The sequence below is a fragment of the Sulfitobacter sp. KMM 9851 genome, assembly GCF_057178245.1.
Map to the genome: position 1 here is coordinate 192,218 of NZ_CM169991.1, position 23,518 is coordinate 215,735.

20 protein-coding genes are annotated in these 23,518 nt (G+C 57.3%); 12 read left to right on the top strand and 8 right to left on the bottom strand.

The features are described 5' to 3' along the window. Positions 1-82: 82 nt before the first annotated feature. From AC1965_RS00955 to ehuR, 4 genes are all read right to left on the bottom strand, one after another. Positions 83-1,369, bottom strand: a complete 1,287-nt coding sequence (locus tag AC1965_RS00955; RefSeq protein WP_483887090.1) for a TRAP transporter large permease — start codon at positions 1,367-1,369, stop codon at positions 83-85. 3 nt (positions 1,370-1,372) lie between these two features. Next, on the bottom strand, positions 1,373-2,011 hold the full coding sequence (locus AC1965_RS00960) for a TRAP transporter small permease (RefSeq protein WP_483887091.1): 639 nt from the start codon (positions 2,009-2,011) through the stop codon (positions 1,373-1,375). Between the two features lie 73 nt (positions 2,012-2,084). Continuing rightward, positions 2,085-3,095 carry a TRAP transporter substrate-binding protein DctP gene (dctP, locus tag AC1965_RS00965; protein ID WP_483885443.1) on the bottom strand — a complete coding sequence of 337 codons (1,011 nt, stop codon included), beginning with the start codon at positions 3,093-3,095 and terminating at the stop codon, positions 2,085-2,087. A 138-nt stretch (positions 3,096-3,233) separates the two neighbouring features. After that, a complete protein-coding gene (gene ehuR, locus AC1965_RS00970; protein ID WP_483885444.1) occupies positions 3,234-4,610 on the bottom strand; it encodes a MocR-like ectoine utilization transcription factor EhuR in 1,377 nt (458 codons plus the stop codon). A 64-nt stretch (positions 4,611-4,674) separates the two neighbouring features. On the opposite strand from ehuR, the gene AC1965_RS00975 reads away from it, so the two are divergent. From AC1965_RS00975 to AC1965_RS01020, 10 genes are all read left to right on the top strand, one after another. After that, positions 4,675-5,172 (top strand): Lrp/AsnC family transcriptional regulator, encoded by a 498-nt coding sequence (locus tag AC1965_RS00975; RefSeq protein WP_483885445.1) that lies wholly within the window; start codon positions 4,675-4,677, stop codon positions 5,170-5,172. Between the two features lie 141 nt (positions 5,173-5,313). Beyond that, positions 5,314-6,789: an NAD-dependent succinate-semialdehyde dehydrogenase gene (locus tag AC1965_RS00980; RefSeq protein WP_483887092.1), complete on the top strand. Its 1,476-nt coding sequence runs from the start codon at positions 5,314-5,316 to the stop codon at positions 6,787-6,789. A gap of 48 nt (positions 6,790-6,837) precedes the next feature. Further along, positions 6,838-8,208, top strand: coding sequence for an aminotransferase (locus tag AC1965_RS00985; protein WP_483885446.1), 1,371 nt, complete (start codon positions 6,838-6,840; stop codon positions 8,206-8,208). A 304-nt stretch (positions 8,209-8,512) separates the two neighbouring features. Next, positions 8,513-9,463 carry a glycosyltransferase family 2 protein gene (locus AC1965_RS00990; RefSeq protein WP_483885447.1) on the top strand — a complete coding sequence of 317 codons (951 nt, stop codon included), beginning with the start codon at positions 8,513-8,515 and terminating at the stop codon, positions 9,461-9,463. After that, a complete protein-coding gene (locus AC1965_RS00995) occupies positions 9,463-9,855 on the top strand; it encodes a GtrA family protein (RefSeq protein WP_483885448.1) in 393 nt (130 codons plus the stop codon). The genes AC1965_RS00990 and AC1965_RS00995 overlap by 1 nt, the downstream gene beginning before the upstream one ends. A 6-nt stretch (positions 9,856-9,861) precedes the next feature. Beyond that, positions 9,862-10,623 (top strand): class I SAM-dependent methyltransferase, encoded by a 762-nt coding sequence (locus tag AC1965_RS01000; protein WP_483885449.1) that lies wholly within the window; start codon positions 9,862-9,864, stop codon positions 10,621-10,623. A gap of 3 nt (positions 10,624-10,626) precedes the next feature. Continuing rightward, positions 10,627-12,048, top strand: a complete 1,422-nt coding sequence (locus AC1965_RS01005) for a hypothetical protein (RefSeq protein WP_483885450.1) — start codon at positions 10,627-10,629, stop codon at positions 12,046-12,048. Between the two features lie 81 nt (positions 12,049-12,129). Next, entirely contained in the window at positions 12,130-12,738 is a 609-nt protein-coding gene (locus tag AC1965_RS01010) for a carboxymuconolactone decarboxylase family protein (protein ID WP_483885451.1), read from the top strand. Positions 12,739-12,938: 200 nt separating this feature from the next. After that, complete coding sequence (locus AC1965_RS01015) at positions 12,939-13,913, top strand: response regulator (RefSeq protein ID WP_483885452.1); 975 nt, start codon at positions 12,939-12,941, stop codon at positions 13,911-13,913. After that, positions 13,910-14,269 carry an Hpt domain-containing protein gene (locus tag AC1965_RS01020; protein WP_483885453.1) on the top strand — a complete coding sequence of 120 codons (360 nt, stop codon included), beginning with the start codon at positions 13,910-13,912 and terminating at the stop codon, positions 14,267-14,269. Before AC1965_RS01015 ends, AC1965_RS01020 begins: the two co-directional genes overlap by 4 nt. Before the next feature lie 61 nt (positions 14,270-14,330). On the opposite strand, the gene AC1965_RS01025 is transcribed toward AC1965_RS01020, so the two are convergent. From AC1965_RS01025 to AC1965_RS01035, 3 genes are all read right to left on the bottom strand, one after another. Beyond that, the gene (locus tag AC1965_RS01025) at positions 14,331-14,702 is read right to left on the bottom strand and encodes a response regulator (RefSeq protein ID WP_483885454.1); all 372 of its coding nucleotides are present in this window, start codon (positions 14,700-14,702) and stop codon (positions 14,331-14,333) included. A 12-nt stretch (positions 14,703-14,714) separates the two neighbouring features. Beyond that, complete coding sequence (locus AC1965_RS01030; RefSeq protein ID WP_483885455.1) at positions 14,715-16,322, bottom strand: ATP-binding protein; 1,608 nt, start codon at positions 16,320-16,322, stop codon at positions 14,715-14,717. Between the two features lie 193 nt (positions 16,323-16,515). Then, positions 16,516-19,611, bottom strand: coding sequence for a CHASE domain-containing protein (locus tag AC1965_RS01035; protein ID WP_483885456.1), 3,096 nt, complete (start codon positions 19,609-19,611; stop codon positions 16,516-16,518). A 609-nt stretch (positions 19,612-20,220) separates the two neighbouring features. On the opposite strand from AC1965_RS01035, the gene AC1965_RS01040 reads away from it, so the two are divergent. Further along, complete coding sequence (locus AC1965_RS01040) at positions 20,221-21,834, top strand: GMC family oxidoreductase (RefSeq protein ID WP_483885457.1); 1,614 nt, start codon at positions 20,221-20,223, stop codon at positions 21,832-21,834. A 211-nt stretch (positions 21,835-22,045) separates the two neighbouring features. After that, positions 22,046-23,008, top strand: coding sequence for an NAD(P)H-dependent flavin oxidoreductase (locus AC1965_RS01045; RefSeq protein WP_483885458.1), 963 nt, complete (start codon positions 22,046-22,048; stop codon positions 23,006-23,008). A gap of 2 nt (positions 23,009-23,010) precedes the next feature. Here AC1965_RS01045 and AC1965_RS01050 read toward each other — a convergent pair whose 3' ends face one another. Then, positions 23,011-23,418: a CopD family protein gene (locus tag AC1965_RS01050; RefSeq protein WP_483885459.1), complete on the bottom strand. Its 408-nt coding sequence runs from the start codon at positions 23,416-23,418 to the stop codon at positions 23,011-23,013. Positions 23,419-23,518: the final 100 nt, after the last annotated feature.

Here is a 23,518-nt window from a genome sequence, read left to right on the forward strand (position 1 = left end):
CACCCAGCGCGCGGTCGGCGTTCTTTGATCTGTCGTAGGGGGGCAAGCACATGGGTGAACATGGGGACGATCCGGGCCTAGATTATTTGGCAAAGGCAAGATCACGTAGGAACAGCGCAATCTGCGGACAAAAAATCAGCGTCACAGACAGGCTGAGCAGCATCAATATGAACGGCGGCGTGCCACGGATCACCTCCATGTAGGGGCGTTTAAACACGGCGATGGCAGTGAATATATCACAACCGAAGGGAGGCGTGGCAGAGCCGATGGCGACCTGCAACGTGATCACCGTGCCAACCAGCACTGGGTCAAGGCCCACGGATTTTACCACCGGGGCAAAGATCGGCACCAAAACGAGGATTACGACAATGGGGTCCACGAACATGCAGCCGATGAAAAATGCAATTGAGATGACAAACAGCACGCCAATTGGCCCCATGGTGTCAATTCCGATACCCGACAGCAGCGCCTGCGGGATCTGGGCAAAGGATATAACCCATGAAAACGCGGCCCCAGCGGCGACGAGGATAAACACCACAGCGGTGATCAACCCGGTGGATTTCGCAGTGGCATAGATGCCCGCCATGTCAATTTCGCGAAACACCACCATTTCGAGGAAGATGGCGTAAAGCACGCAGGCCGCCGCCGCTTCGGTCGGGGAAAAAACGCCGCCATAGATACCGCCAATGATGATGGCCGGAAAGCCGAGCGGCCAGAGCGCCTTTTGCACTGCTAGGGTGCGTTCGCCCCAGGTCGCCTTGTCCTCGGTCGGCACGTCATGGCGATAAGCGTAGATCACTGAATAGATCGAAAACATAACGAGTATCAGCAGCCCCGGGCCGATGCCCGCGATGAACAGTTCGGCGATCGAGGTGTTTGATACGACGCCATAGATGATCATCCCGATCGATGGCGGGATCAGAAAGGCGATGTCGGAGGAATTGACGATCAGAGCCAGCACGAAGCTGTCCTTATACCCGGCCTTGAGCATACGAGGCCGCAGCGGCGAGCCGACGGCCACGACGGTGGCCTGTGTCGATCCGGATACCGCGCCGAACATCGTGCAGGCGGCAGCGGTGGTGATGGCCAGCCCGCCTTTCATATGGCCGACAAAAGCCATGACCATATCAATCAACCGCCCTGCTGACTGCCCTCGCGTCATGATATCGGCCGCGAAAATGAACATCGGCACTGCGATCAGGGATGCGGGCCGGACGCCGGCCATCATCTGCTGGATCATGGTTTCAAGCTGCCCAAAGCCACCAAACAGCGTGTAGAACCCGACGAACGCCCCGACGATGAGCGGGATCATCATGGGAAAACCCAGCAGCAAAAGAACGATCATAATGGAAAAGATGGTAGTGGCGATCGCTCAGACCTCCCGCTGGGTTTCGTCATAACCTTCCAACACGTTGGTCGACAGGTAGATGTCCGGTTCGATCATGTTCTTGATGCCGGTCAGCAGGTATTGCAGGCCCGTCATGAAGAAACCCACGGGTACCCAGACCAGCGTCCACCACACCGGCACCTGCAGCGCAGGCAGCAACCGACCGCGCCCGGCCTGGGTCTGAATGTATTGCAGCGCATACCAGGCCAGCCCGAACATAACGACGGCGGTGGTAAGGGCGATGATAATCATCAGCGCCTTGCGCGGGCGCGGGGGAACAGCATCGAAAAACGCGGACATACGAATGTGACGCCCGTGCCGCGCGGCATAGGAAATACCGGCAAATGTGATCAGAATGATCAGGATGCTGTTCAGCTCTTCGGAAAAGAAGATTGACCTTTGAAACACGAACCGTCCGACGACATTCGCGCTGGTGTTGGCCACCATCAGTAACACCCCGATCGCCAACATTACGGATTCCACACGGCTGAGCGCAGTGTCGAGCGTGCCGAGTAGACCCGGTAAGCTGGACTTGTACGGTCCGATGGGCGCGTTGTCGGTGCCGGTCGTCTCCGTCTGCGATTGCAGTCGCGAGTTGTGTTTATCGTCCGTCACCGGCGTGATCCCGTAACTGATGTAGCAATGCACATTAGGTGGAATGGCCCCCCCGAGCGATAGGTGCCGGGGGGGAAGGAGGCTATTTCACCGCTTCAAGATCAGCTTTGAACTGTTTTAGAAGTTTTTTTCCGCTGTCGCCGGTCATCTCGATGAAAGCGGCTTCGACTTGGGCGGCCTTGTCTTTGAACGGCTGGCGCTCTTCCTCGGACAGGATGTTGATCTGCATTTCCGGCTTGGCTTCGGCGATGTTTTTCAACGATGCCTCCTGAAGGCCTGACTGATAATCGAGGATATACTCGAACGCGGCATTAGACGCGTCGCGAACCAGTTTCTGATCGTCATTAGACAGACCATCAAAGAAATCCTTGTTGGCCATCACGGCAGAGGTGAAATTGTTGTGACCAATACAGGTGATGACCTCGGTCACCTCATACATCTTGGTGGATTCCAGATAGAAACCGGGGTTTTCCTGACCTTGAATGATGCCCGTCTGCATCGCCCCATAAACCTCACCCCAAGGCAGGGGGGTGGGTGTTGCGCCAAAGGCTTTGTAGCTTTCAACCAGCAGAGGGTTGGTCATCACGCGGAATTTGACCTCGTTCAGGTCTTGGGGGGTTTTGACCGGTTCCTGTGTGGTCATGCAAACGTCACCCTCGGGGAACATGTTGAGAAGTTCGAGACCCTGTCCGGCATATAGGGCGGGAAACATCTCATTAATCGCTTTCGAACTGCGGAAGAATTCGAACAATTTTTCGTCGTCTTGTGGCAGCAGATAGGGAACAAAGAATACCTGCGCTTCTGGGATCAGCGCGCCGGTAAAGCCGGGTGACTGGTCGACGAATTGCAGAATACCGGCCTGGGCCTGCTCCATCGTGTCGACGGATTCGCCCAAGGTTCCATAGGGGAACAACTGCACGTCGTGGTCGGAATTCGCCTCGATCTCTTGCTTGAATTTCTGCGCATACTTGCCCTGCACCTCGTCCAGGGACTCTTCGAAGGCATAGCGCCAGGTTTCGGCAGTGGCGGCACCGGCCAAGGTGGACGCAGCAGCTAGGACTCCGCCGGTAAGGATGGTTTTGAAGGTTCGCATGAAACTCCCTTTCATTCTTTGGAACGCACAACCGAACGGCAGCGGCGCAGCGATTGTCTTGATCGGGCGATCATTGAAAGGGAAGGTAATCATGTCAATGCGATTATTGAACCATGACAATTTGCGCCGCTCGGCACGTCACCTTCCACTCCAGATATCGCGGGCGATCCGGTCAATGGTGCGAATCCCGCGGGCAAAATCGGGAAAAGGCAGCCCGCCAAGGGCAACACGAATCCCGGCGTGGCGGTCATGCGGGCCGATGGCAAAGCTGGTGCCGGGCGCAACCGCCACCCGCGCGCTGCGCAAGGATTGCACCAGCTGGCTTTCCTCCTGAGCGTCGCGGCAGCAGACCCAAAGGTGCAGCCCATTCGGGCTTGTACGATATGGCAAATCGCGCAGAACTGTGGCGGCGTAGTCCGCGCGGTCACGCAGGGCCAGCCGCTGACGAAGAAGCAGGGCCTCGGCTGTGCCATCGTCAATCCAGCGCGCGGCGATTTCTGTCATCAGGCTTGTCGCCATCCAGTTGGTCATCAGATGCCGGTTTGCTGCCGCCGATCCCAAGTGGTCTGGCACCACCAGATAGCCTGCGCGCAGGCCGGGCAGCAGGCATTTGGTGAAACTGGTAAAGTACAGCACCTGTCGCGGCGCAAGCGCAGCGAGTGGTGGTGGCGGGGCGTCTTGTAACGGGCCCCAGGCCTGATTTTCGATGATCATCACGTCATGCTGCCGGGCCACGTCGATGACATCTCTTCTGCGCCGTTCCGACATGGTAAACCCCAGCGGGTTGGCCCCGTTTGGCATGACACAAAGCGCTTTGACCGGTTCGGTCCTGCACGTACGCTCCAGCGCTTCGGGGCAAATCCCGTCCTCGTCCACCGTAACGCCCTGCAACTGAAGCCCTAGGAACCGGGTAAGCGGGCGCAGGGTATGGTGCCCGATGTATTCGGCTAGGATCAGATCGCCGGGACGCGCGACGGTCATCAAGGCGACATTCATCGCGCTGGTGCTGCCGTTGGTTGGGATCACGATGCTGGTGTCAGGATTCAGGCCGCACAGGGACAGCCATTTGTGCGTTGTCTCTGCCGTGTCGGCGGTCAGCGCATCCTGTCTGAAACTGTCCATGACGGTGGCAGGTATTGACCGGGCCAGGCTGCGCAGCACCTTTTGCATCGCCTCTTCGTGGGCGTGATCGGTGACCGGTTTCAGGATCGACATATCCAGCAATTGCCCGGATATCTTCGTGCTGACAAAGGGCATTGAAATGTTGTCCGTGGCGGCACGCACAAATGTGCCGCGCCCCACTTCGCCGATAATCTTGCCGCCCTCGATCAGTTTGTCGTAGGCCCGGCTGACGGTTTGCACGCTGAGCGACAGGTCAAAGGCCAACTGCCGTTGGGTGGGCATTCGGTCACCAGGTTTCAGAGTGCCGTTCTGTATCGCCGCCTCAACCGCCTGGGTCAAAGAACGGTAAGCCGGACGTTTCAGGGCGGTGGGGTCGGGGCGCCAATTTGTCATGACTGTAATGATCATCGCAATCATCACAATTGACAAGCCGACGTGCCGTACCCATGACTGCGATATGGGATTTCTAAAGTTGGATAAGCGCGATGTCGCCTTGTTGTCGATCCTGTCCCGAGAGGGACGGATTGCCAAGGCCGCGCTTGCTGCCCAGGTCAATCTGAGCGCCACTGCTTGTGGCGATCGGTTGGCCCGACTGGAATCTGCCGGGATCATTTCAGGTTATCGTGCCGACGTGGCGCTGCGCCACCTTGCGTCGCATGTGACGGTTTTCGTGCAGGTCGAACTGGGCAGTCACCGCGCCGAGGCGTTTCAGCGGTTCGAATCCGTGATCGCCCAGCACGACGAAATCGTGAACTGCTGGGCGCTTGGGGGCGGGTTCGATTACCTGATGCAGGTGATCAGCTGCGACATCGACAGCTATCAACGCCTGATGGACGCGCTGCTGGAACAGCAGGCGGGCGTGGCGCGGTATTTCACCTATATCGTGACGAAATCCGTGAAATCGGCGCCGCCGCCATTTGACGTTTTGCTTTCCGGGACGACAGAGCGACCGTGACCGAAGATTCTGCGGTGTTTGGCGGGTAACTCCGCAGAAGGTGCGGAAATTTTCGGGCAATTCGCTCAAACCCCAGTCGCATTCGCATTTAGCCTATCGGCAGTTATTCCCCCATGTTTCGGAGGCTGCCCCATGACCAAGATGACCCCAACCCCTGCCGACGGCCTGCCCGCCTTGGACCGTGCCGAGTTGGCCCGCCACTTTGCCTATGTGGGCGGTGCCTGGGTGGCCGGGGAAAGTAATGATCTGATCAAGGTAACCGACCCTGCGAGTGACAACGTGCTCGGTTCTGTTGCGCGGTTGACGGGCAATGACAGCCGCAAGGCGGTAGACGCCGCCCACGCGGCCTTTGCGGGCTGGGCCGGGCTGTTGCCGCAGGAAAGGGGCGTCATCCTGCGTCGCTGGCGCGATCTGATGCTGGAAAATAGCGAGGATTTGGCGCGCATTATGACTGCTGAACAGGGCAAACCCATCTCTGAATCGCGCGGCGAGATTGAGTATGCGGCGTCCTTTCTGGAGTTTTACGCCGAAGAGGCGCGCCGCCCGAATATCGAGGGTGTCACGTCGCATTTGCCAGATGCGGAAGTTGAGATTTGGCGAGAACCCGTTGGTGTGGCAGGCCTCATTACGCCGTGGAACTTCCCTTCGGCGATGTTGACGCGCAAGGCCGGTGCGGCGCTGGCGGCGGGCTGCACCGTTGTGGCGCATCCCGCGGCGGAAACGCCTTTTTCTGCCTTGGCGTTGGCCGAACTGGGTGAAAAAGCAGGGTTGCCTGCCGGTGTGTTCAATGTCGTCACCGGCCACGCGCCAGAGATTGTCGGCGCTTGGATGGCAGATACGCGCGTGCGTGCTGTGTCATTCACCGGCTCTACCGACGTTGGGCGACTGCTTTATGGGCAGGCGGCAGAAACGATCAAACGGCTGGTACTCGAGCTTGGCGGACACGCGCCGTTCATCGTCTTTGATGATGCTGATATGGGAAGCGCAGTGACCGAAGCAATAAAGGCAAAATTTGCCACATCGGGGCAGGACTGTCTGGGCGCTAACCGCTTTTTCGTCGAGCGAGATAGCTATGATGCATTTTGCGCCCACTTTGCAGAAGCGACCCAATCGCTGACGGTTGGGCCGGGCAACACCGACCCTGATATCGGCCCGCTGATAAATGAAAAAGCGGTGGCCAAGCAGGAAGAGCATGTCAAAGATGCGCTTGATCGTGGCGCGCGGCTGTTGTGTGGCGGCAAACGCCACGCAGCGGGGCCGTTGTTTTACGAGCCGACCGTGCTGGTCGATGTGCCCCCGGATGCCAAGATTATGTACGAAGAGACATTCGGCCCCGTGGCCGCCATCGCCGCCTTTGACAGCGAGGAAGAGGTGATCGCGCGGGCCAATGACACCGAATACGGGCTGGTGGCCTATTTGCACAGTCAGGACCCCCGCCGAATTTACCGCGCCTGCCGGGCGCTGAGTTTCGGCATGGTCGCGGTGAACCGTACCAAGGTGACCGGCGCGCCGATCCCCTTTGGCGGGATGAAGCAATCGGGCATTGGCCGCGAGGGATCGCGCCTTGGCCTCGAAGCCTTTACAGAGGTGAAATATGTTTGCCGTGACTGGGCCTAAGACGAGAACAGCCGGGGTGCAGACCAGCGCCCAAAGAAAGGAAAACCTATGCTGAAGAACGACATTCTTGACCAATGGGACCGCGAAAACTTTTTTCATCCTTCTACCCATTTGGCCCAACACGCGCGGGGTGACACACCGACCCGCGTGATCAGAACTGCCAAAGGCTGTCACATCACTGACCGCGACGGTAATCAGTCGCTAGACGCTTTTGCCGGGCTATATTGTGTGAACGTCGGCTATGGCCGCACAGAAATTGCCGAGGCGATCGCGGCGCAGGCGCATGAACTGGCTTATTATCACTCTTATGTCGGCCACGGCACGGAGGCCAGCATCACCCTGTCCAAGATGATCCTCGATCGCGCGCCTGCGGGGATGAGCAAGGTCTATTTCGGCCAGTCAGGGTCCGACGCCAATGAGACGAACGTCAAGTTGATCTGGTACTACAACAACATCTTGGGTCGGCCCGAGAAAAAGAAGATTATCAGCCGCTGGCGGGGTTACCACGGCTCGGGTCTGATGACGGGGTCGCTGACCGGGTTGGAGCTGTTCCACAAGAAGTTTGACCTGCCGCTGAGCCAAGTGGTCCACACCGACGCGCCCTACTACTTCCGTCGCGCCGACGCCGAGATGAGCGAAGCCGACTTTACCGCGCATCTGGTGGCCGAGCTAGAAGCGCTGATCGAACGTGAGGGCGCCGACACGATCGCGGCGTTTATCGGGGAGCCTGTTCTGGGCACAGGGGGAATTGTGCCGCCACCTGAAGGCTATTGGCCTGCGATCCAGAAGGTGCTGGATAAGCACGACATTCTGCTGGTGGCCGATGAGGTCGTGACCGGTTTTGGCCGTCTTGGTACAATGTTCGGTTCCGACCATTACGGCATGCGCCCGGATTTGATCACCATCGCCAAGGGTCTGACATCGGCCTATGCGCCGCTCTCAGGTTCCATCGTGGGGGATCGCATGTGGAAGGTGCTGGAGCAGGGAACCGACGAAAATGGCCCGATTGGTCACGGCTGGACCTACTCTGCCCATCCGATTGGTGCGGCGGCCGGGATTGCCAACCTTAAACTGATTGATGATCTCAAGTTGATTGACAACGCGGCAGACGTGGGTGGCTATTTGAATGCGCAGATGCGCGCGGCCGTTGGTGATCACCCCAATGTGGGTGACGTGCGCGGCGAAGGTATGCTTTGTGCTGTTGAGTTGGTCGAAGACCGCGGCGCCCGCCAATTCTATGACCCGTCGCGCAAAGTGGGCCCGGCGGTTGCCGCAGAAATGGTGAAATCGGGGGTGATCGCGCGGGCCATGCCGCAGGGCGACATCATCGGTTATGCGCCGCCGTTCTGTCTGAGCAAGGAGGAGGCAGATACCATCGTGTCGACGACCGCGGCGGCATTGAAAACCGTCTTGGGATAGACTGGACCAGAGCCAAATCAAAAACGGTCCGCGGGCATCCCCGGGCCGTTTTTGGTGCAGTTCATTGTCGGAATCTGCGGAGGGGCGCTGATGTTCTGATGCTGGCGGACGAGACAGGCCCGCTAGTGTGGGGGGGGGCGCCGCAGACATAATCGCGAAATTCCCTGACGTTAGCCAAGGTGTAGTCGCGTTGGCCGCGACGTGAAGACGACGGGTTTCAGGTAATCGCACGATCCGCGCCGTATTTTTGCCCTACTCCGCCGGTAAGAATTAACGAACTGATATTTCTGCCGGAGCATGCCCCATGCATCTATCTATCGTAATCCCCTGCATGAACGAAGAATTGGCCATTCCCGCTTTGGCCAAACGGGTCGGCGATGCAATTGCACCCTGGGCGGATCGTGCCGAGATCATTTTGGTGGATGATGGGTCAACAGACGGTACTTGGTCTGCGATTGAATCCGCAACAGCCCGCCATCCGCAGATTGTAGGGCTAAAGCTGTCAGCGAACCGGGGTCATCAAGTGGCTTTGACGGCAGGGCTCGAGGCGGCAAAGGGCGCGCGCATATTCATGCTGGACGCCGATTTGCAGGACCCGCCGGAATTGCTGGGCGACATGATGCATATGATGGATCGTGGCTTTGACGTGGTTTATGGCCGTCGTGCCGAACGTCAGGGTGAAACCATATTTAAACGGTTTTCGGCTTGGGGTTTTTACCGCGTGTTAAACGCAATGTCCGATGTGCCGATCCCCAAGGATACGGGCGACTTCAGACTGGTCAACCGCAAGACACTGGATGCGGTCCTTGCCATGCCGGAACGCGCGCGATTTGTGCGCGGCATGTTTGCCTGGGCCGGGTTCAAACAGGTCGGTATCGAATACGTCCGCGCGCCCCGCGTTACTGGCGAAACCAAATATCCGCTGCGCAAGATGCTGCGCTTTGCGATGGATGCCGTAACGGCCTATTCCACCAAACCCCTGAAAATCGCCACACGGCTGTCATTTGCCAGTCTCGGGGTTGCGGCGTTTATGGGGTTCTATGTGATGCGTTCGTTGATCTTGTATCAGACCGCACCGGGTTGGGCGTCGGTCGTATTGGCGATCAGTTTCTTTTCGGGTGCTCAACTGCTGACCTTGGGGATCCTGGGTGAATATATTGGCAGGCTTTATATCGAGGCCAAAAATCGTCCGCTGTATTTCGTCAGTGAAGAGACACGCTTTTCAACTCCGGTCGCGTTGAAGAAGACTGCCTAATGCAGAGGTCTCGTGACACTATCTTGCGGTTTGCGCTTGTGGGTGGCCTTGTCGCTGTAAGCTATGTGCTGCTGTACCTGACATTCCTCGCAATTGGTCTGACGCAGGTGGTGGCGAATGCCGCAGCGTTCCTGCTCGCGGTGGTGCTGCAATATGCCGGGCAGGCTGCTTTTACCTTTGAGCGCCGTCTGCTGGATCGTGCACAGATGCTGCGCTTTGCGGTGATGATCGGGTTGGGTTTTGTCACATCGGCAGTGATCACCGGTATAATCGGGCCTCAAATTGGCTTGGCGCCTTGGGCTGCCGCCAGTGCTGTCACGATCCTGTTGCCGGTTCAAAATTATGTTTTCATGACCCTTTGGGTCTTTGCCGCGCCCAGGGCGCAGGGATAATCCACCATGTCACATATCTATACCGACACATTTTTCGATTACATCAACCAAAGCGCGCGCGCCTCGGCCAAGCCGTTGATTGCGCAGCTTTACCCCTACCTGAAACCGCAGAGCGTGCTTGACCTTGGCGCCGGGCGCGGTGTCTGGCTGGTCGAGTGGCAGCGCGCGGGTGCCGGCGCTGTGCTGGGTCTCGATGGCGCCTATGTCGAGCGGCGGAACCTTGTGATCGCCGAGGATGATTTTTTAGCAGCGGACCTGACAGTTCCTGTTGATACGGGTCGGCGATTTGACCTGGCGCAAAGCCTTGAAGTCGGTGAGCATTTACCGACATCTGCTTCGGAAACTCTGGTGGACAGCCTGATACGGGGATCTGACCGCGTGCTGTTTTCGGCAGCCGTGCCGGGGCAGGGCGGCGAGTTTCATGTAAATGAGCAGCCACTATCCTTCTGGCAGTATCTATTCGCTGCGCGGGGGTATCGTGCCTATGATTGCCTGCGCCCACTGTTGAAGAACAACCGCAACATCGCGCCGTGGTATCGTTACAACGCCGTGCTTTACGTGAATGATGCGGGGCGCGCGGGGTTGCCCGAGGCTGTGCTGAACAGCCTTGTTCCGCAAGGACAGGACCTGTCAGAAGGCGGTGATCTGATGTGGCGGCTGCGCCGCGCGGTGGTGTCAAATCTGCCACGCAAAAGCGTGACGAAGATTGCACAGGTTCGTGCCGCGACGCTGGCCGCCGTGGCGCAGCGTCGGTGCAGGCAGGGTTAAGTTATGACCGCCATTGACCAACATGCAGGGCATATCCCAAGTGATGTGGCCGCGACCCGGACGATGCAAATCTGGCCGACCCTGTGGCTGACGCTGGTGGCCGTTCTGGTGATTTCCCTGCCTAACCTCGCGGACCCCATGATCCGCCACGATGATTTCCCGGCCTTTTTCGCCGACGCTGAGGGGTTTTGGTACAAGACCCTGCACGAAGGCCGCTGGGTCAGCTATTTTTGGCATCTGCGCGGGTTTCAGACACCTGCATGGTTGAATTTTGCCGTCTATCAGGCCTGTTGGGCGCTCTTGGCAGCCGCCATCGCTACGCTGTCATTGGGTCGCAGCGGGCTGACGTGGTTTTCAGGTGCCTTGGCCTTGATGATCCTGGCGTCACCGTCGGCTGCGCTGATCTCTCTGTGGTTCAATACTTTGCTGCCCGGTCTGGCGCTTGTCGCGCTTTTTGCTGCGCTGGGCTGCCGCCTGTCGAATCGCCAGATGCGCCTATTGTTGCCACCCTTTGTGGCGCTGACATTCATGTCCTACACGACCTACCCATTGATCTTGCTGTGCATCTGCCTGCTGCGCACTGAACGGCGTTCGCTGCTGGATCTGATCAGCCTGTTGGCACTTTTTGCCGTCAGTTTCGCAGGTGCGGTCCTTTTGACTTATGCGATCAATTGGCAGGTGCATGGTGTCTTTGGTGTTCCACTTGCGCCTTGGCGCGATGCAACCCCGGCCGCGGATGTGGCCGGCATGTTGGCCAACCTGCCAAAGCTGGGCGAATCGCTGGTCGATTTTGCGATGAAGACGAGCTATGAATTTGTGCCGGCATTGTTCTATCATATCCTTTTGTTGATCGGGGCAACGGTTGTGATAGCGCGCCGTAATGCACTGGAAGCGCTGTATCTTCATGCGGGGCTGTTCGCAGGCTTGGCTCTGGTCGCCGTTCAGGTGATGAAAGTCGGCGCGATCGCCCCACCCCGCGCGTTTATCTTTGTGTGGATTTTCTATGCCGTGCTTGCGGTTCGCGCGGCATGTATTTTGACCGCTCAGTCCGGCTTGGCCGGTCGCATGGGGCGCAACGCCGTGGCACTGGTGATCCTTAGCTATCTTTTGCAGGTTGGTGTGCAGTATGCGGATTACCGACCTTGGCAGCATGAAACCCGCGCGATCAGCCGTGCAGTAATAGCGCACCACGGCGACATCTATGTCTTTGGTGACCCGGCACGTGGCCCTGCCGCACAGCAGGCGTTCCTGCAAACTGGCGAGGCGTTGAATTACAGGATGCAGCAGCTTGCCCAACGGCACGTGATTTTCTGCGCTCGGACCCCGGCAGACTGCGTGGAGGCTGACGGTCTGCGCACCCGCAATCCAAAGGTTGTGCCGCATGTTGAGGGGCATCAGTTGGGCGTCTTTGTCAGCTATGATTAGGCCAAGTGATGCGATACTGCGCCGCTGTTCAACCTAGGCAGAACCTGCCAAGCTTGGCAGGTATTTAGACGAGGATCACCAATGGCTTGGATCAAGACAATTCCCTACGATGCAGCAACCGGCAAGCTCAAGCTGCTCTATGACCGGATCAAGGGGCCAGATAACAACGTCGACAACATCATGATGGTGCACAGCCTGCGGCCCCATTCGATGGAAGGCCATATGGCGATTTACAAATATGTGCTGCACCACTCTGGTAATACGATACCGAAATGGTTCCTTGAGGTGCTGGGCGTGTGGGTGTCGTCCCTGAACGAATGTACCTACTGCGTCGAACACCACTTTGCCGGGATGAAGCGTCTGTTGCAGGACGACATCCGCGCCGATGCGATCCGCGTGGCGATCACGGCCCGCGATCTGGACGCGGCGCCGCTGGATGCTGCGCAGATATGCGCAATGCGCTATGCCCGCCAGTTGACGCGCGATCCCGCAGGCGTGACGGCCAGTCAGATCGACGAATTGCGCGCGTCGGGCTTTGATGATGGCGAGATTCTGGAGATAAATCAGGTCAGCGCCTATTTCAGCTATGCCAATCGTACGGTTCTTGGGTTGGGCTGTTCGACCAAAGGTGACATCTTGGGCCTGTCACCTAACAAATCAGATAAGCCAGATGATTGGGCCCATAGCTGACGTGCAACATACGTGGCTCGGGGGATGTAAAATCCGGGCCAATCCGTGCTGAAATTCAACAATTGGAAACAGTTATCCGATTTTCCCGTCATTTTTTACAGATTCGCCCAAATTACGCCATGATTTCCCGTAAAGTTGTTAATAAGTTTGTCGGCACAGGGTGTCGTTTAAAATTAATTTGACTATCTTGGAGTAGCGCAATGAAAATCCTGGCTGTGGATGACGATCCAATCATCCTGGAATTGCTGGTCCAGTTCGTTGATGCCATGGGGGCGCACGAACTGATGACAGCAAGCTCTGGGGGTGCAGCGGTTGATCTGCTGGGCAAGCCTGGTGTCGGCCCGTTTGATTGCTTCATGCTTGATATCCAGATGCCCGGCATGGACGGGATAGAGCTGACCCGCAGAATACGCGATACGGCACGTTATGCCGATACCCCGATCCTTATGTTGACCGCCATGTCAGACAAACGCTATATCGACGCGGCATTTGCTGCGGGTGCCACCGACTATGTCACCAAGCCGTTTGAAGTGTCGGAATTGAAAGCGCGCATCGGCCTCGTCGAAGGTTTGGTGCAGGCGCGCAAATCGCGCACTAAGAAGATTTTCGCGGCGAAATCCGTTAGCGGCCAGTCCAATGCGATTGAGCTGCATGAGCCGATCTCGATCTACGACGTCGACAATGTGATCGAATATACCGCGATGGAAAACTATGTGGCGCAACTGTCGCGCAGCGCATTGTTTGGCTCCACCACATTTGCCTTCACCATCCGCGAGATCGAAGCCTTTCATGATGCGATGTCGCCATTTGAGTTCTACAGCCTCGTGTCTGATGTGTCTGAAGTGATCTCGGACACTTTGGAAGGTCACCAGTTCCTCATGTCCTATGCGGGCAACGGAACCTTTGTCTGTATCACGGAAAGCGGCTGGCGCCCGGATATGACGGCGTTGATGGATGCTGCCAACTTGTCACTGTCGCGGACAGAACTGTTCGATAACGACGGTCAACGGGTCCATCCACGGGTCAGTGCAGGCGATGCCGTGCGGCTCATCTGGAAGACCGGCAATTCGGTGATGGATGCCCTCGCAGAGGCCCATTCAAGCGCTGAGGCAGCCAGTGCTGCGCACACCAGATCACTTACCGACTTTTGGTATACGGCGGATCAGAGAGCATGAAAGACATGGTAGCTGAACTTCCTGGTCTCGACCGCATTCGCAAGCGCTTCATCGAGATGTTGGGCGAACGTCAGGCGCAGATCGCAAACCATGGGTTAGCGGCCTGGGATGGCGTAACCCTCGAAGATATCAACGGCAATCTGGCGGCGGCGCAAGCTATCCTGCACCAAATTGCAGGCAGCGCCGGGTCGCTTGGCTTTCACGAGCTGGGTCAGGCCGCGCGCGCCTGCGAGGCCGAGATATTGGAACATCTGGATGGGCCGGATGCCGATCTGGCAATCTGTCCAGGTGAGATGATCTTTCATCTTGATAGCTTTGTGGCCCAGTGCCGCACAGAAATCGAAAACAATAGTTAAGAGGGGCGTGCCCTCTTAGCGGTGTTTCCAATCGTCCTATTTGCAGCGGGCTCGGCCCGTTTTAGCTGTGCTTCATCGCAGTTTTGACCTGATCGGCCAGGGCGATGGGGTCGAACGGCTTGCTGATCACATCGGCCGCACCCAGTTCACGCAGTTCTTCGACTTCGTTATGTTGCGCGCGCGCAGTCATGAAAATAGCCGGTATATCCCGCAGGCTGTCCATTTCGCGCATCGCTTCTAGCGTCTGGCGGCCTGTCATACCAGGCATCATCATATCCAGCAGGATCACGTCGGGGGTATAGCCCTGAACCTGTTTCAATGCGGCCTCGCCTGACTCGCATTGGATAACGTCGAATTCGCCGCTCAACTCGAGCGCCATCAGGGCAATTTCACGGATATCCGCATCATCTTCGACGTGCAGCAGCTTGATCATGACATTCTCTTTCTAGGAAGCCACGCGCAATTGCGCAGCCGTTTCCTGCTGCGCCACCTTCGCAATGGTTTTGGGCAGGGTAAAGAAGAATGTCGTACCAAATCCTTCGCGGCTGTCAAAACCTATTTTACCGCCGAGGTTCTCGACGATAGCTTTGCAAACGCTGAGCCCGAGGCCGGTGCCACCTTTTCCGTTGCGGTCAGAGTTGGACATATCCGCAAAGCGCTGGAATACCTTGTCCTGATCGCCCATGGGAATGCCGGGGCCTTTGTCGGTGACAGATATCCTTATCTCTTCAACAGCGTCTTCGACCTTGATGATAATCCGGTCGTTGGGCTTTGAAAACTTGGCGGCATTTGACAAAAGGTTTGTCAGAACCTGAATAATCCGGTTTGGGTCCGTTGTGATGGATATTGCGTTTTCGGGTAACTGCGTCTCGAGGCGCACGCCAAAACGCTGCTCGAGCGCCGCGTTCGCTTGGCGGGTCTCGGCCAAAAGCTCGCCGATATCGGTTTCGTCCAGGTTGAATTCCAGACGCCCGTTGGCGATTTTTTCGAGATCAAGGATGTCGTTGATGATCAGAACCAGACGGTCCGCATTGCGGTGAGAGATTTCGAGCAACGCCCGCGCCTTTTCAGGTAGATCCCCCGCGGCGCGCGACAGCAGCAAACCCATTGACCCTTTGATCGAGGTCAGCGGTGAACGCAGCTCGTGGCTGACCATCGAAATAAACTCGGACTTCATCCGCTCTTGATCGACGATCTCGGAGATATCCTGAAGCATCACCAAAAAGCGGCCGCCGCTGCCATTGATGTCCAGCAGTTTGATGGTCACTTTGAAATGGCAATCGCCCAGCATCGTTTCGATGTGGGTCATGTTGGACTTGCTGTGAACAAGCGCTCGACAGGCTGTCGTGATATCGTCGCAACCCAGATGCGTGGCGATGTCGGATATGGTTTTCTGAGAATATGTTTCCGTGCTCCAACCACATCGGCGCATGGCGCTGCGGTTCATGTACGCAAAACCCTCGGTCTGGGCGTCGATGATCCAGATGTCATCGCGCAGTTCGTATAGCGTTTCGGTGATGTCATGTTCGGCTTGCAGTTCGTTGGCTCGCGTCACATCAGTACGCGCAGAGATCGAACCGACCCATTTCCCGTCGCAATCCACGAGAGGCATGACTGTTGTCTGGGTGTAAACGATTCTGCCGTCGGCGCAGCGCAACGGCGTTTCGCCTTGCCATGACTGTCCCTGAACCAGTTTTTCGCGGATGCTTGCCGCGAGGACCTGGAATTCCTGATCATACAGTTTCGAGACAGGCTGACCGATCAAATCGTCGCGGGAGTATCCGGTGAGTTGCAGAAGGTGGTCATTCACCTCGGTAAGCAAGCTGTGCGAATCCACAATATTTACGATGGCATGGGTGTTGAACGCCTGAAGCCGCTGCAACAAGGACAGATTATCAGACTGCGCGTCGCGTCGTATTCGGTTCTTGACCATCAAGATCGGTGTGATCCCTGACACGGCAATCGCGCCAATGATCGAAATAGCTTGCGCGGCGGAGCCAGAAAAAATGGCTGATGTGCCCGCGTACCAGCTGCCTGCTAATGCACTGCCCAACAATAGAGCTGTGCTGGTTCGTCTGTTGAAAAAATCTGACGACACTCGAATTCCTCGTACGTAAACTGGCGCTGCCCGCAGGTTTAAAAAGCGAAGTGCGGGGCACCTTTGCAATACATGCAAGGTTGCAAAGCAACTTGGCAATAATATGGCATGGCGCAATTTAGCGTCAGATTTATGAAATTGGTAATGATTAGGATGCTTTAGCTGTTTCCCCAGTGATGGAACGAAGGATTGTATCTAGCTCGGTACGCGACTTTACCAGATTAACTCCCACGCGGGAATCCCTTGCGCGATCACTGTCGGCTGACAGGCCAATAATTTTTGCCTGTGGTTGCATTTTTGACAGATCGTCAAGTAGACAGCGGGCATCGCCATCGGGCAGCGACCAGTCGACGATCACGACATCCAATTCGCCCCGGGCGATCATGATGCGGGCCTGTGCGAGGCTGGTGACGTTCACGACGTCTGCAACTCGCCCCAGCCCGGTACGAATGACTTCGGCAAAGTCGAGATCATCTTCGACGTGGAGCACTTTGATCTTCGACTGGGTTTTGCGGGCGGCTGGGGTGCTGAATTTTCCGGGCTGCACTGTGCCGGGCGCCGCCAGGGGACAGGTGAACCAGAACACGGTTACACCGTCCGGAATGCTTTCAAATCCGATGGTGCCGCCCTGACGTTTGACGATCTGGCGCGTGATGTTCAGGCCCAGACCAGTGCCGCCCTTTGCTCGGGTGTCTGAACTGTCAGCCTGGGAAAATGCTTGGAAAATCCGCGGCCTGAAGGCCTCTGGCACGCCGGGTCCGCTGTTCTGAATAAAGACAATTACAACCTCGCCCAACTGTTCTGCACGCACTGTTACCTCAGTGTTGGCGGACGAATACTTGCACGCGTTCGAGATAAGATTGGCCAAGACTTGACGCGTGCGCCCCTGATCCACGTGCACAAGCAGCGGTGAGTCTGGCACATCTACCCGCAAGGTGTTGTCGTGCGTCGTAGCAAAGGGCGACATTTCTTGAACAGCGCCTGCAATGACGTCTGACAGGCTCAGGTCTTCGAAGTGAAAATCCACCTCGCCCGATGATATTTTTTCAAGGTCCAAGATATCGTTCACGATATCAGACAGGCGATCGGCATTGCTTTTGGCAATCTCAATCAACCGGGTCGACGCGGGGGTTAGCGGCTTGCCATTGCTGGTGTCAATCAGGCCCAGCGCGCCCTTGATAGACGTCAGCGGGGTGCGCAGTTCGTGACTGACGGTCGAGACAAATTCACTTTTTATCTGTTCCAGTTTCTTCTGGTCGGTAATGTCGTTGATCTGCGCGATGAACACATCAGCGCGGCCGTTTTTGTCATAGGTCCAAGAGACATTGAAAAGGCCCCAGCGTTCGAATCCCAATTTATGGGTAAGCCTGTATTCGGCCTGATAGGTATCGGATGACTTGGCTTTCACCAGTGTCATCACCTCTTGGAACATCTTCTTGATGTCTTCTGCCGGCATGAGGTCGGAAATGCGCCCCTCCGAAATCAACTCGGTTTCGCTGAAGCCGGACAGTTGGCACAGCGCCTGATTGACGCTGGTAAACTCGCCCTTATCGTTGGTCAGCGCCATACCCACCGGCGCCGCAGCGATCACCTGGCGGAACCGGTTTTCACTGGCTTCAAGCGCAAAGCGCGCATGTACGAGGTCGTTCACGTCGGTTTGGGTTCCGATCATACGCAAGGCGGTGCCATCTTTGGCGCGTTCGATCACTACGGCATCGGACCGCATCCAGCGCCATTCGTCTTCGCCAAAACGCATGCGAAACTCAGTAATGGACCTTGGTGTCAGGCCGCTGGCGCAGGCTTCGTCCGCGGCGCTCACCAGAGGAAGGTCTTCGGGATGGATGCGCGCCATGAAGGCAGTCTGGGTGTCTAAATCGGCGTCGTCAGGGAATCCCATGATTTTCCGCCAAGTATCGGACACCTCTGATTTTCCGGTGGTTAAGTCCAGATCGAACACCCCGATCTGCGCGCCTTGTAGAGCCAGATCAAACACTGCCTTGTTCTTGCGCATTTCATCCTGCGCGGCGATCTGAGACGTCAGATCCCGGACAATCGCGGTGACCCGAGTTTCGCCTGTATAGGTCTTCCAATCATTGCGCTGAAGGTCCAACATCAGTGTGCCACCCGTCTTAGTGCGGCCGATTGCGTTGTACTGGTCGTCAGAATGACTTTCTGGAGCAATCGCGATCACATCGTCGAAATCCAGCCAGTCCATTTCCGATGTTGAATAACCAAAACAGATCAAGGCGGCCTGGTTGGCAAAAAGGATGCGGTTCTTTTGGTTCAGAATGAACATCGCCGTCACCGCGTTTTCGACGATGGAACGATTTTCGGCCTCATGGGCGTCGATCTGGCGCTCGCGCAGGCTTGCTATTTCGCGCAGTGCCACGCTTCGGGCGCGGATGCTGCGCAGGACAAGCACCAAAAGGCCGGTAAGCAAGCTCCCTACGATCAGCAAGATCAACGGCACTGGCGTGCTGGCAAGGGCATCAAATGCCAGGGTGCTGGAATAGACGATTGTCCAAGGTCGGCCAAACTGTTCGATGGTGTGGGAAACCTGATAGCGCCCAAGGTCAGAGGCATCGGTTGCGCTCTCATAGATCAACGCGGCAGGATCGGCGGTGGCGCCATCAAAAACGCTGATGTTATAGCTGTACCCTTGGCTCGGGCTGAGGTTGTTCAGCAGATTTGCCCCGATGAAAGGCGCGTAAACCCAGCCTTGTAACGCTTTGGTCTGATCGGTGCCCTGTGCGCCGAATACCGGGCGAAGCAAGAGAAAGCCGGGCTGTTTGGTCGCGTCCTGCACCAACAGAATGCGCTGGGTCAGTTGCGGTTCGCCGGTGTCGCGGGCCTTTGTTGCGGCGGCCCTGCGGCCCTGCTCAAAGCTGATATCAAGCCCGCGCGCCTTTAAATTCGGCGCAGAAGGAGAGATGTATTTGATGACGAACTTTTCGGCGTGGCCTGTATCTGGATAAATGGCGAAATCGCTGTTGCCCTGACGACGCATTTCATCAACGAATTGCGCTTCGCGTTCCGCTTGGACGGGTACGATCAAGCCGATGCCACTGATGCCGGGCAGAAAGGTGTCGATCTCGAGCGTTTCAACGAAGTTGGCAAAGTCTGCTTCCGTCACGTCATCAGAAGCATTCATAAAGGCCGCAGCGCCGTTGAGGCTTTGCAGATAGGTTTGCATCCGCGATACCAGACTCTGCAGCCCATCGTCGGAGATACGTTGGAACTCCATATTCGCGGCAACGGCGTGTTTGCGTGAACTGTTAAAGAACAGGCCGAGGGTTACCGCGAGGCAGCATAGGATCAACAGAAATTCTGGTCGCCTCAACAAAATTTTTTTACCTTCCCAAATACCCATGGAAGCAGTACAAACGGCGGCCTCAGCATACGATAGTTAGCGCCATTTAACTAAACGTCCAATGCGCAATATTCCCTTTATGGTGGAAAAAATCAACTAAACCAGTAGGAAGCTGTTAACTATTCCCGACCTGTGGCTAATCGGCAAGTCCCAGGTCTCAGGCGGCTTAGGCGCCGCTAACCGGTCCGGTATGCGCAGCTCGTGCTGCACGATCTGCGGGACGTCGATGCCGATCATGAATTATATGGATTATGACGTGCGATAGCTCATCGGGCGGTGCGATCCCTACGCCGATCCCTCTGACTATTGCAATGACTGGGTCGGCGCGGGGATTGCCGCAGGCGTCTTTGCTGATTACCAAAGCAGGGTCGGCGCGATGGCGCACCCGGCATGGCAGTGCCAGGCGAAGGCAGGCTATGATCGGCGCAAGCCGCTGTTTAACGATCCGGGCGGCCGGATGTAGTACGATTGGAAGGCTTTGGCATGAGCGACGAAACCCGGCTGGACGGCACCTATGATTACATCATCATCGGGGCCGGTACGGCGGGCTGTGTGCTGGCCAACCGGCTGAGTGCCGACCCCAAGAATCGCGTGCTGTTGCTGGAGGCTGGGGGTAACGATAATTATCACTGGGTTAAAATCCCGGTGGGGTATCTCTATTGCATCGGAAATCCGCGCACCGACTGGATGATGAAAACTGCCCCCGATCCGGGGTTGAACGGGCGCACATTGGCCTATCCGCGGGGTAAGGTGCTGGGTGGCTGCACCTCGGTCAATGGTATGATCTATATGCGCGGGCAGGCGGCGGACTATGACCATTGGCGCCAACTGGGCAACACCGGGTGGAGTTGGGAGGACGTGCTGCCCTATTTCCTGAAATCCGAGGATCACCACGCCGGTCCCTCTCAGATGCACAGTTCAGGGGGCGAATGGAAGGTGAGCAAGCAACGGCTGCGCTGGGACATTCTGGAAGCGGTGCAGGAGGGCGCGCGCGAGTTCGGCATCGAGCCACGCGCCGACTTCAACGATGGCGATAATGAAGGATCAGGGTTTTTCGAGGTCAATCAAAAGAATGGGGTCCGGTGGAACACCGCGCGCGGTTTCCTGCGCCCGGCGATGAAGCGCGATAATCTGCGGGTGCTGACCCATGCCCATACCGATGGGCTGATTCTTCAGGGCAAGCGCATCACGGGTGTACGCTTTACACACAAGGGCCGTGCCCTGCGTGCCAAAGCTGGTGCAGAGGTCTTACTGGCGGCGGGCGCCATCAATTCCCCCAAGATACTCGAGGCGTCAGGCATCGGTCGCGTCGATGTGTTGCGCGATCTGGGCATCGAGGCCCGACATGAGTTGCCCGGCGTTGGGGAAAACTTGCAGGACCATTTGCAAATCCGGACGGTCTATAAGGTAAAGAATGCCAAGACGCTGAATACCATGGCCAATTCATTGATCGGCAAGGGGCGGATGGGGCTTGAATACCTTTGGCGTCAAAGCGGGCCGCTGGCGATGGCGCCAAGTCAGTTTGGTATGTTCACCAAATCCGACCCGGCCTTGGCCACACCAGATCTAGAGTATCATGTACAGCCTCTTTCGACTGACAAACTGGGCGACCCGTTGCACGACTTTCCCGCGATCACCGTATCCGTATGTAACCTGCGTCCCGACAGTATTGGTACCTGCCACATCACCAGCCGCGACACCCAAGTGCAGCCCGATATCCGATTGAATTACCTGTCGTCGGGTACCGATCAACGTGTTGCGGTCAAGGCGCTCAAGCAGGCGCGACGGATCATGACTGCCAAGGCCCTGCACCCTTACGCGCCCCAAGAAATCCTGCCTGGACCGTCGGTGCAGGGGGATGATGAATTGCTGGCCAAGGCCCGTGACATCGCCACGACGATCTTTCATCCGGTCGGCACCTGCAAGATGGGATCAGATCCTCTGGCGGTGGTTGATACCGATCTTCGTGTGCATGGGCTAAGCGGGCTACGGGTGGTTGATGCCTCTATCATGCCGCGGATCGTGTCAGGCAACACGGCATCACCTACGGTGATGATTGCAGAGAAAACGGCTGACGCGATTCTCCGGGCGCGGTAGCCTCTGATCTCGGCACAATTTGATCTCAGCTTCTGCCTGCCACCTGGCCTGCGATGGGTCTGGCTGTGACGGCGCTGGACAAGTGCCCTGCAACGACCTTTGTTGTAATTGATGAGGTTGCGGCGGAAGATCGGCGGGTCGGGTGGTTCGCGGATTGCCGATGACCAAGAGCAGACCAAAGTCTGACGATACCGGCATTAAGGGATAGCAGATGATCAGCACACGATTGACCAAACGATTGGGTATCACACACCCCATCATTCAGGCGCCGATGGCCTATTCTGCCGGCGGAAAGCTGGCATCGGCGGTGACGTCGGCCGGGGGGCTGGGGCTGATCGGGGGCGCCTACGACGACGGCGCTTGGATCGAGGCGCAGTATGACATTGCAGGCAACCGCGCGGTTGGGTGTGGATTTATCACCTGGGCGCTGCATGATCATCCCACTGCATTGGATCAGGTTCTGCGACGTGACCCGCCTGCGGTCTTTCTTTCGTTTGGCGATCCGGCCCCCTTTGTGTCGCAGATCCACGACGCCGGTGTGCCAGTGATCTGTCAGGTGCAGACCCTGCGTGACGCCAAACATGCGATTTCTCTGGGAGTCGAGATTATCGTTGCTCAAGGGGCAGAGGCCGGGGGCCATGGCGAGGGCCGCGCGACATTTACCCTCGTGCCGGAAATTGCCGACGTTATCGCCAAGACGTCGCCCGATACCTTGCTCTGTGCGGCGGGTGGCGTGGGCGACGGGCGCGGTTTGGCCGCGGCGCTGATGCTCGGGGCGGACGGTGTTGTGGTCGGGTCGCGGTTCTGGGCATCAGAAGAAGCCTTGGTGCATCCGGCAATGTTAAAGGCGGCAGTGGCTGCGACGGGGGACGACACGCTGCGCACGCAGGTGACGGATATCGTGCGCAAGATTGATTGGCCCAGTCGCTATTCAGGCCGCGTGCTGCGTAATAAATTTACGGATAAATGGCATCAGGTGCCGGAGGTGCTGCGACGCAGCTTAGACAGCGAAGCGCCGCGCTGGCAGGCCGCACTGGCCGACGGCGATGCGGCGAATGCAAATGTGTTCATCGGCGAGGTGGCTGGGCTAATCAAGGGGGCCAAACCTGCGGCAGAGATTGTTGAGGATATCGTGCGCGGCGCTGAAATCGCCATGAACAGGCGCTTTGACTAGCGTCAGAACGGTTTTACCACCGCCAGAAATGCCACCCCGATCAGCCCTGCGACGACAATGATGGATTGGATTTGAACGCCCATCGGGCCTGCCGGATTGTTGCGGCGTAAACGTCCCGACAACATGCCGTGCAGCGCGCTGAGTACAACTACCAGCACCAGTTTAAGCTGAAGCCACGGGGCCGAGAATGCCCCCGACTGGACGGCGATCCAGATGCCAAAAACCCAAGCCAGCAGCAAAGCGGGGCTTGTGATCCGGCGATCCCATCGTAAAACGCCTTTTTGCAGCGATGAGGTGCTGCCGGGTGTCGCGGCTGCGGTGATCCGGTTGGTGACCAGCAGCAACACCAAACCGCCCACAAATACCAGCACGCTGGCGACATGCGCCGCCTTGAGAAAGTCATAGCTCATCGTTAGCCCCTGATCCCTTGAGTGCGGGTGGCTGCACCTTGTCCGGCAGGTGCCACTTAAACAATGGGCTTTGTTGCCGCAGGGGAAAATCGCCTTGTTA

Excerpts from the sequence above, each read along its gene's own strand:
- dctP (WP_483885443.1), bottom strand. The coding sequence starts at position 3,095 with ATGCGAACCTTCAAAACCATCCTTACCGGCGGAGTCCTAGCTGCTGCG.
- ehuR (WP_483885444.1), bottom strand. The coding sequence starts at position 4,610 with ATGACAAATTGGCGCCCCGACCCCACCGCCCTGAAACGTCCGGCTTAC.
- AC1965_RS00975 (WP_483885445.1), top strand. The coding sequence starts at position 4,675 with ATGGGATTTCTAAAGTTGGATAAGCGCGATGTCGCCTTGTTGTCGATC.
- AC1965_RS00980 (WP_483887092.1), top strand. The coding sequence starts at position 5,314 with ATGACCCCAACCCCTGCCGACGGCCTGCCCGCCTTGGACCGTGCCGAG.
- AC1965_RS00985 (WP_483885446.1), top strand. The coding sequence starts at position 6,838 with ATGCTGAAGAACGACATTCTTGACCAATGGGACCGCGAAAACTTTTTT.
- AC1965_RS00990 (WP_483885447.1), top strand. The coding sequence starts at position 8,513 with ATGCATCTATCTATCGTAATCCCCTGCATGAACGAAGAATTGGCCATT.
- AC1965_RS00995 (WP_483885448.1), top strand. The coding sequence starts at position 9,463 with ATGCAGAGGTCTCGTGACACTATCTTGCGGTTTGCGCTTGTGGGTGGC.
- AC1965_RS01000 (WP_483885449.1), top strand. The coding sequence starts at position 9,862 with ATGTCACATATCTATACCGACACATTTTTCGATTACATCAACCAAAGC.
- AC1965_RS01005 (WP_483885450.1), top strand. The coding sequence starts at position 10,627 with ATGACCGCCATTGACCAACATGCAGGGCATATCCCAAGTGATGTGGCC.
- AC1965_RS01010 (WP_483885451.1), top strand. The coding sequence starts at position 12,130 with ATGGCTTGGATCAAGACAATTCCCTACGATGCAGCAACCGGCAAGCTC.
- AC1965_RS01015 (WP_483885452.1), top strand. The coding sequence starts at position 12,939 with ATGAAAATCCTGGCTGTGGATGACGATCCAATCATCCTGGAATTGCTG.
- AC1965_RS01020 (WP_483885453.1), top strand. The coding sequence starts at position 13,910 with ATGAAAGACATGGTAGCTGAACTTCCTGGTCTCGACCGCATTCGCAAG.
- AC1965_RS01025 (WP_483885454.1), bottom strand. The coding sequence starts at position 14,702 with ATGATCAAGCTGCTGCACGTCGAAGATGATGCGGATATCCGTGAAATT.
- AC1965_RS01035 (WP_483885456.1), bottom strand. The coding sequence starts at position 19,611 with ATGGAGTTCCAACGTATCTCCGACGATGGGCTGCAGAGTCTGGTATCG.
- AC1965_RS01040 (WP_483885457.1), top strand. The coding sequence starts at position 20,221 with ATGAGCGACGAAACCCGGCTGGACGGCACCTATGATTACATCATCATC.
- AC1965_RS01045 (WP_483885458.1), top strand. The coding sequence starts at position 22,046 with ATGATCAGCACACGATTGACCAAACGATTGGGTATCACACACCCCATC.
- AC1965_RS01050 (WP_483885459.1), bottom strand. The coding sequence starts at position 23,418 with ATGAGCTATGACTTTCTCAAGGCGGCGCATGTCGCCAGCGTGCTGGTA.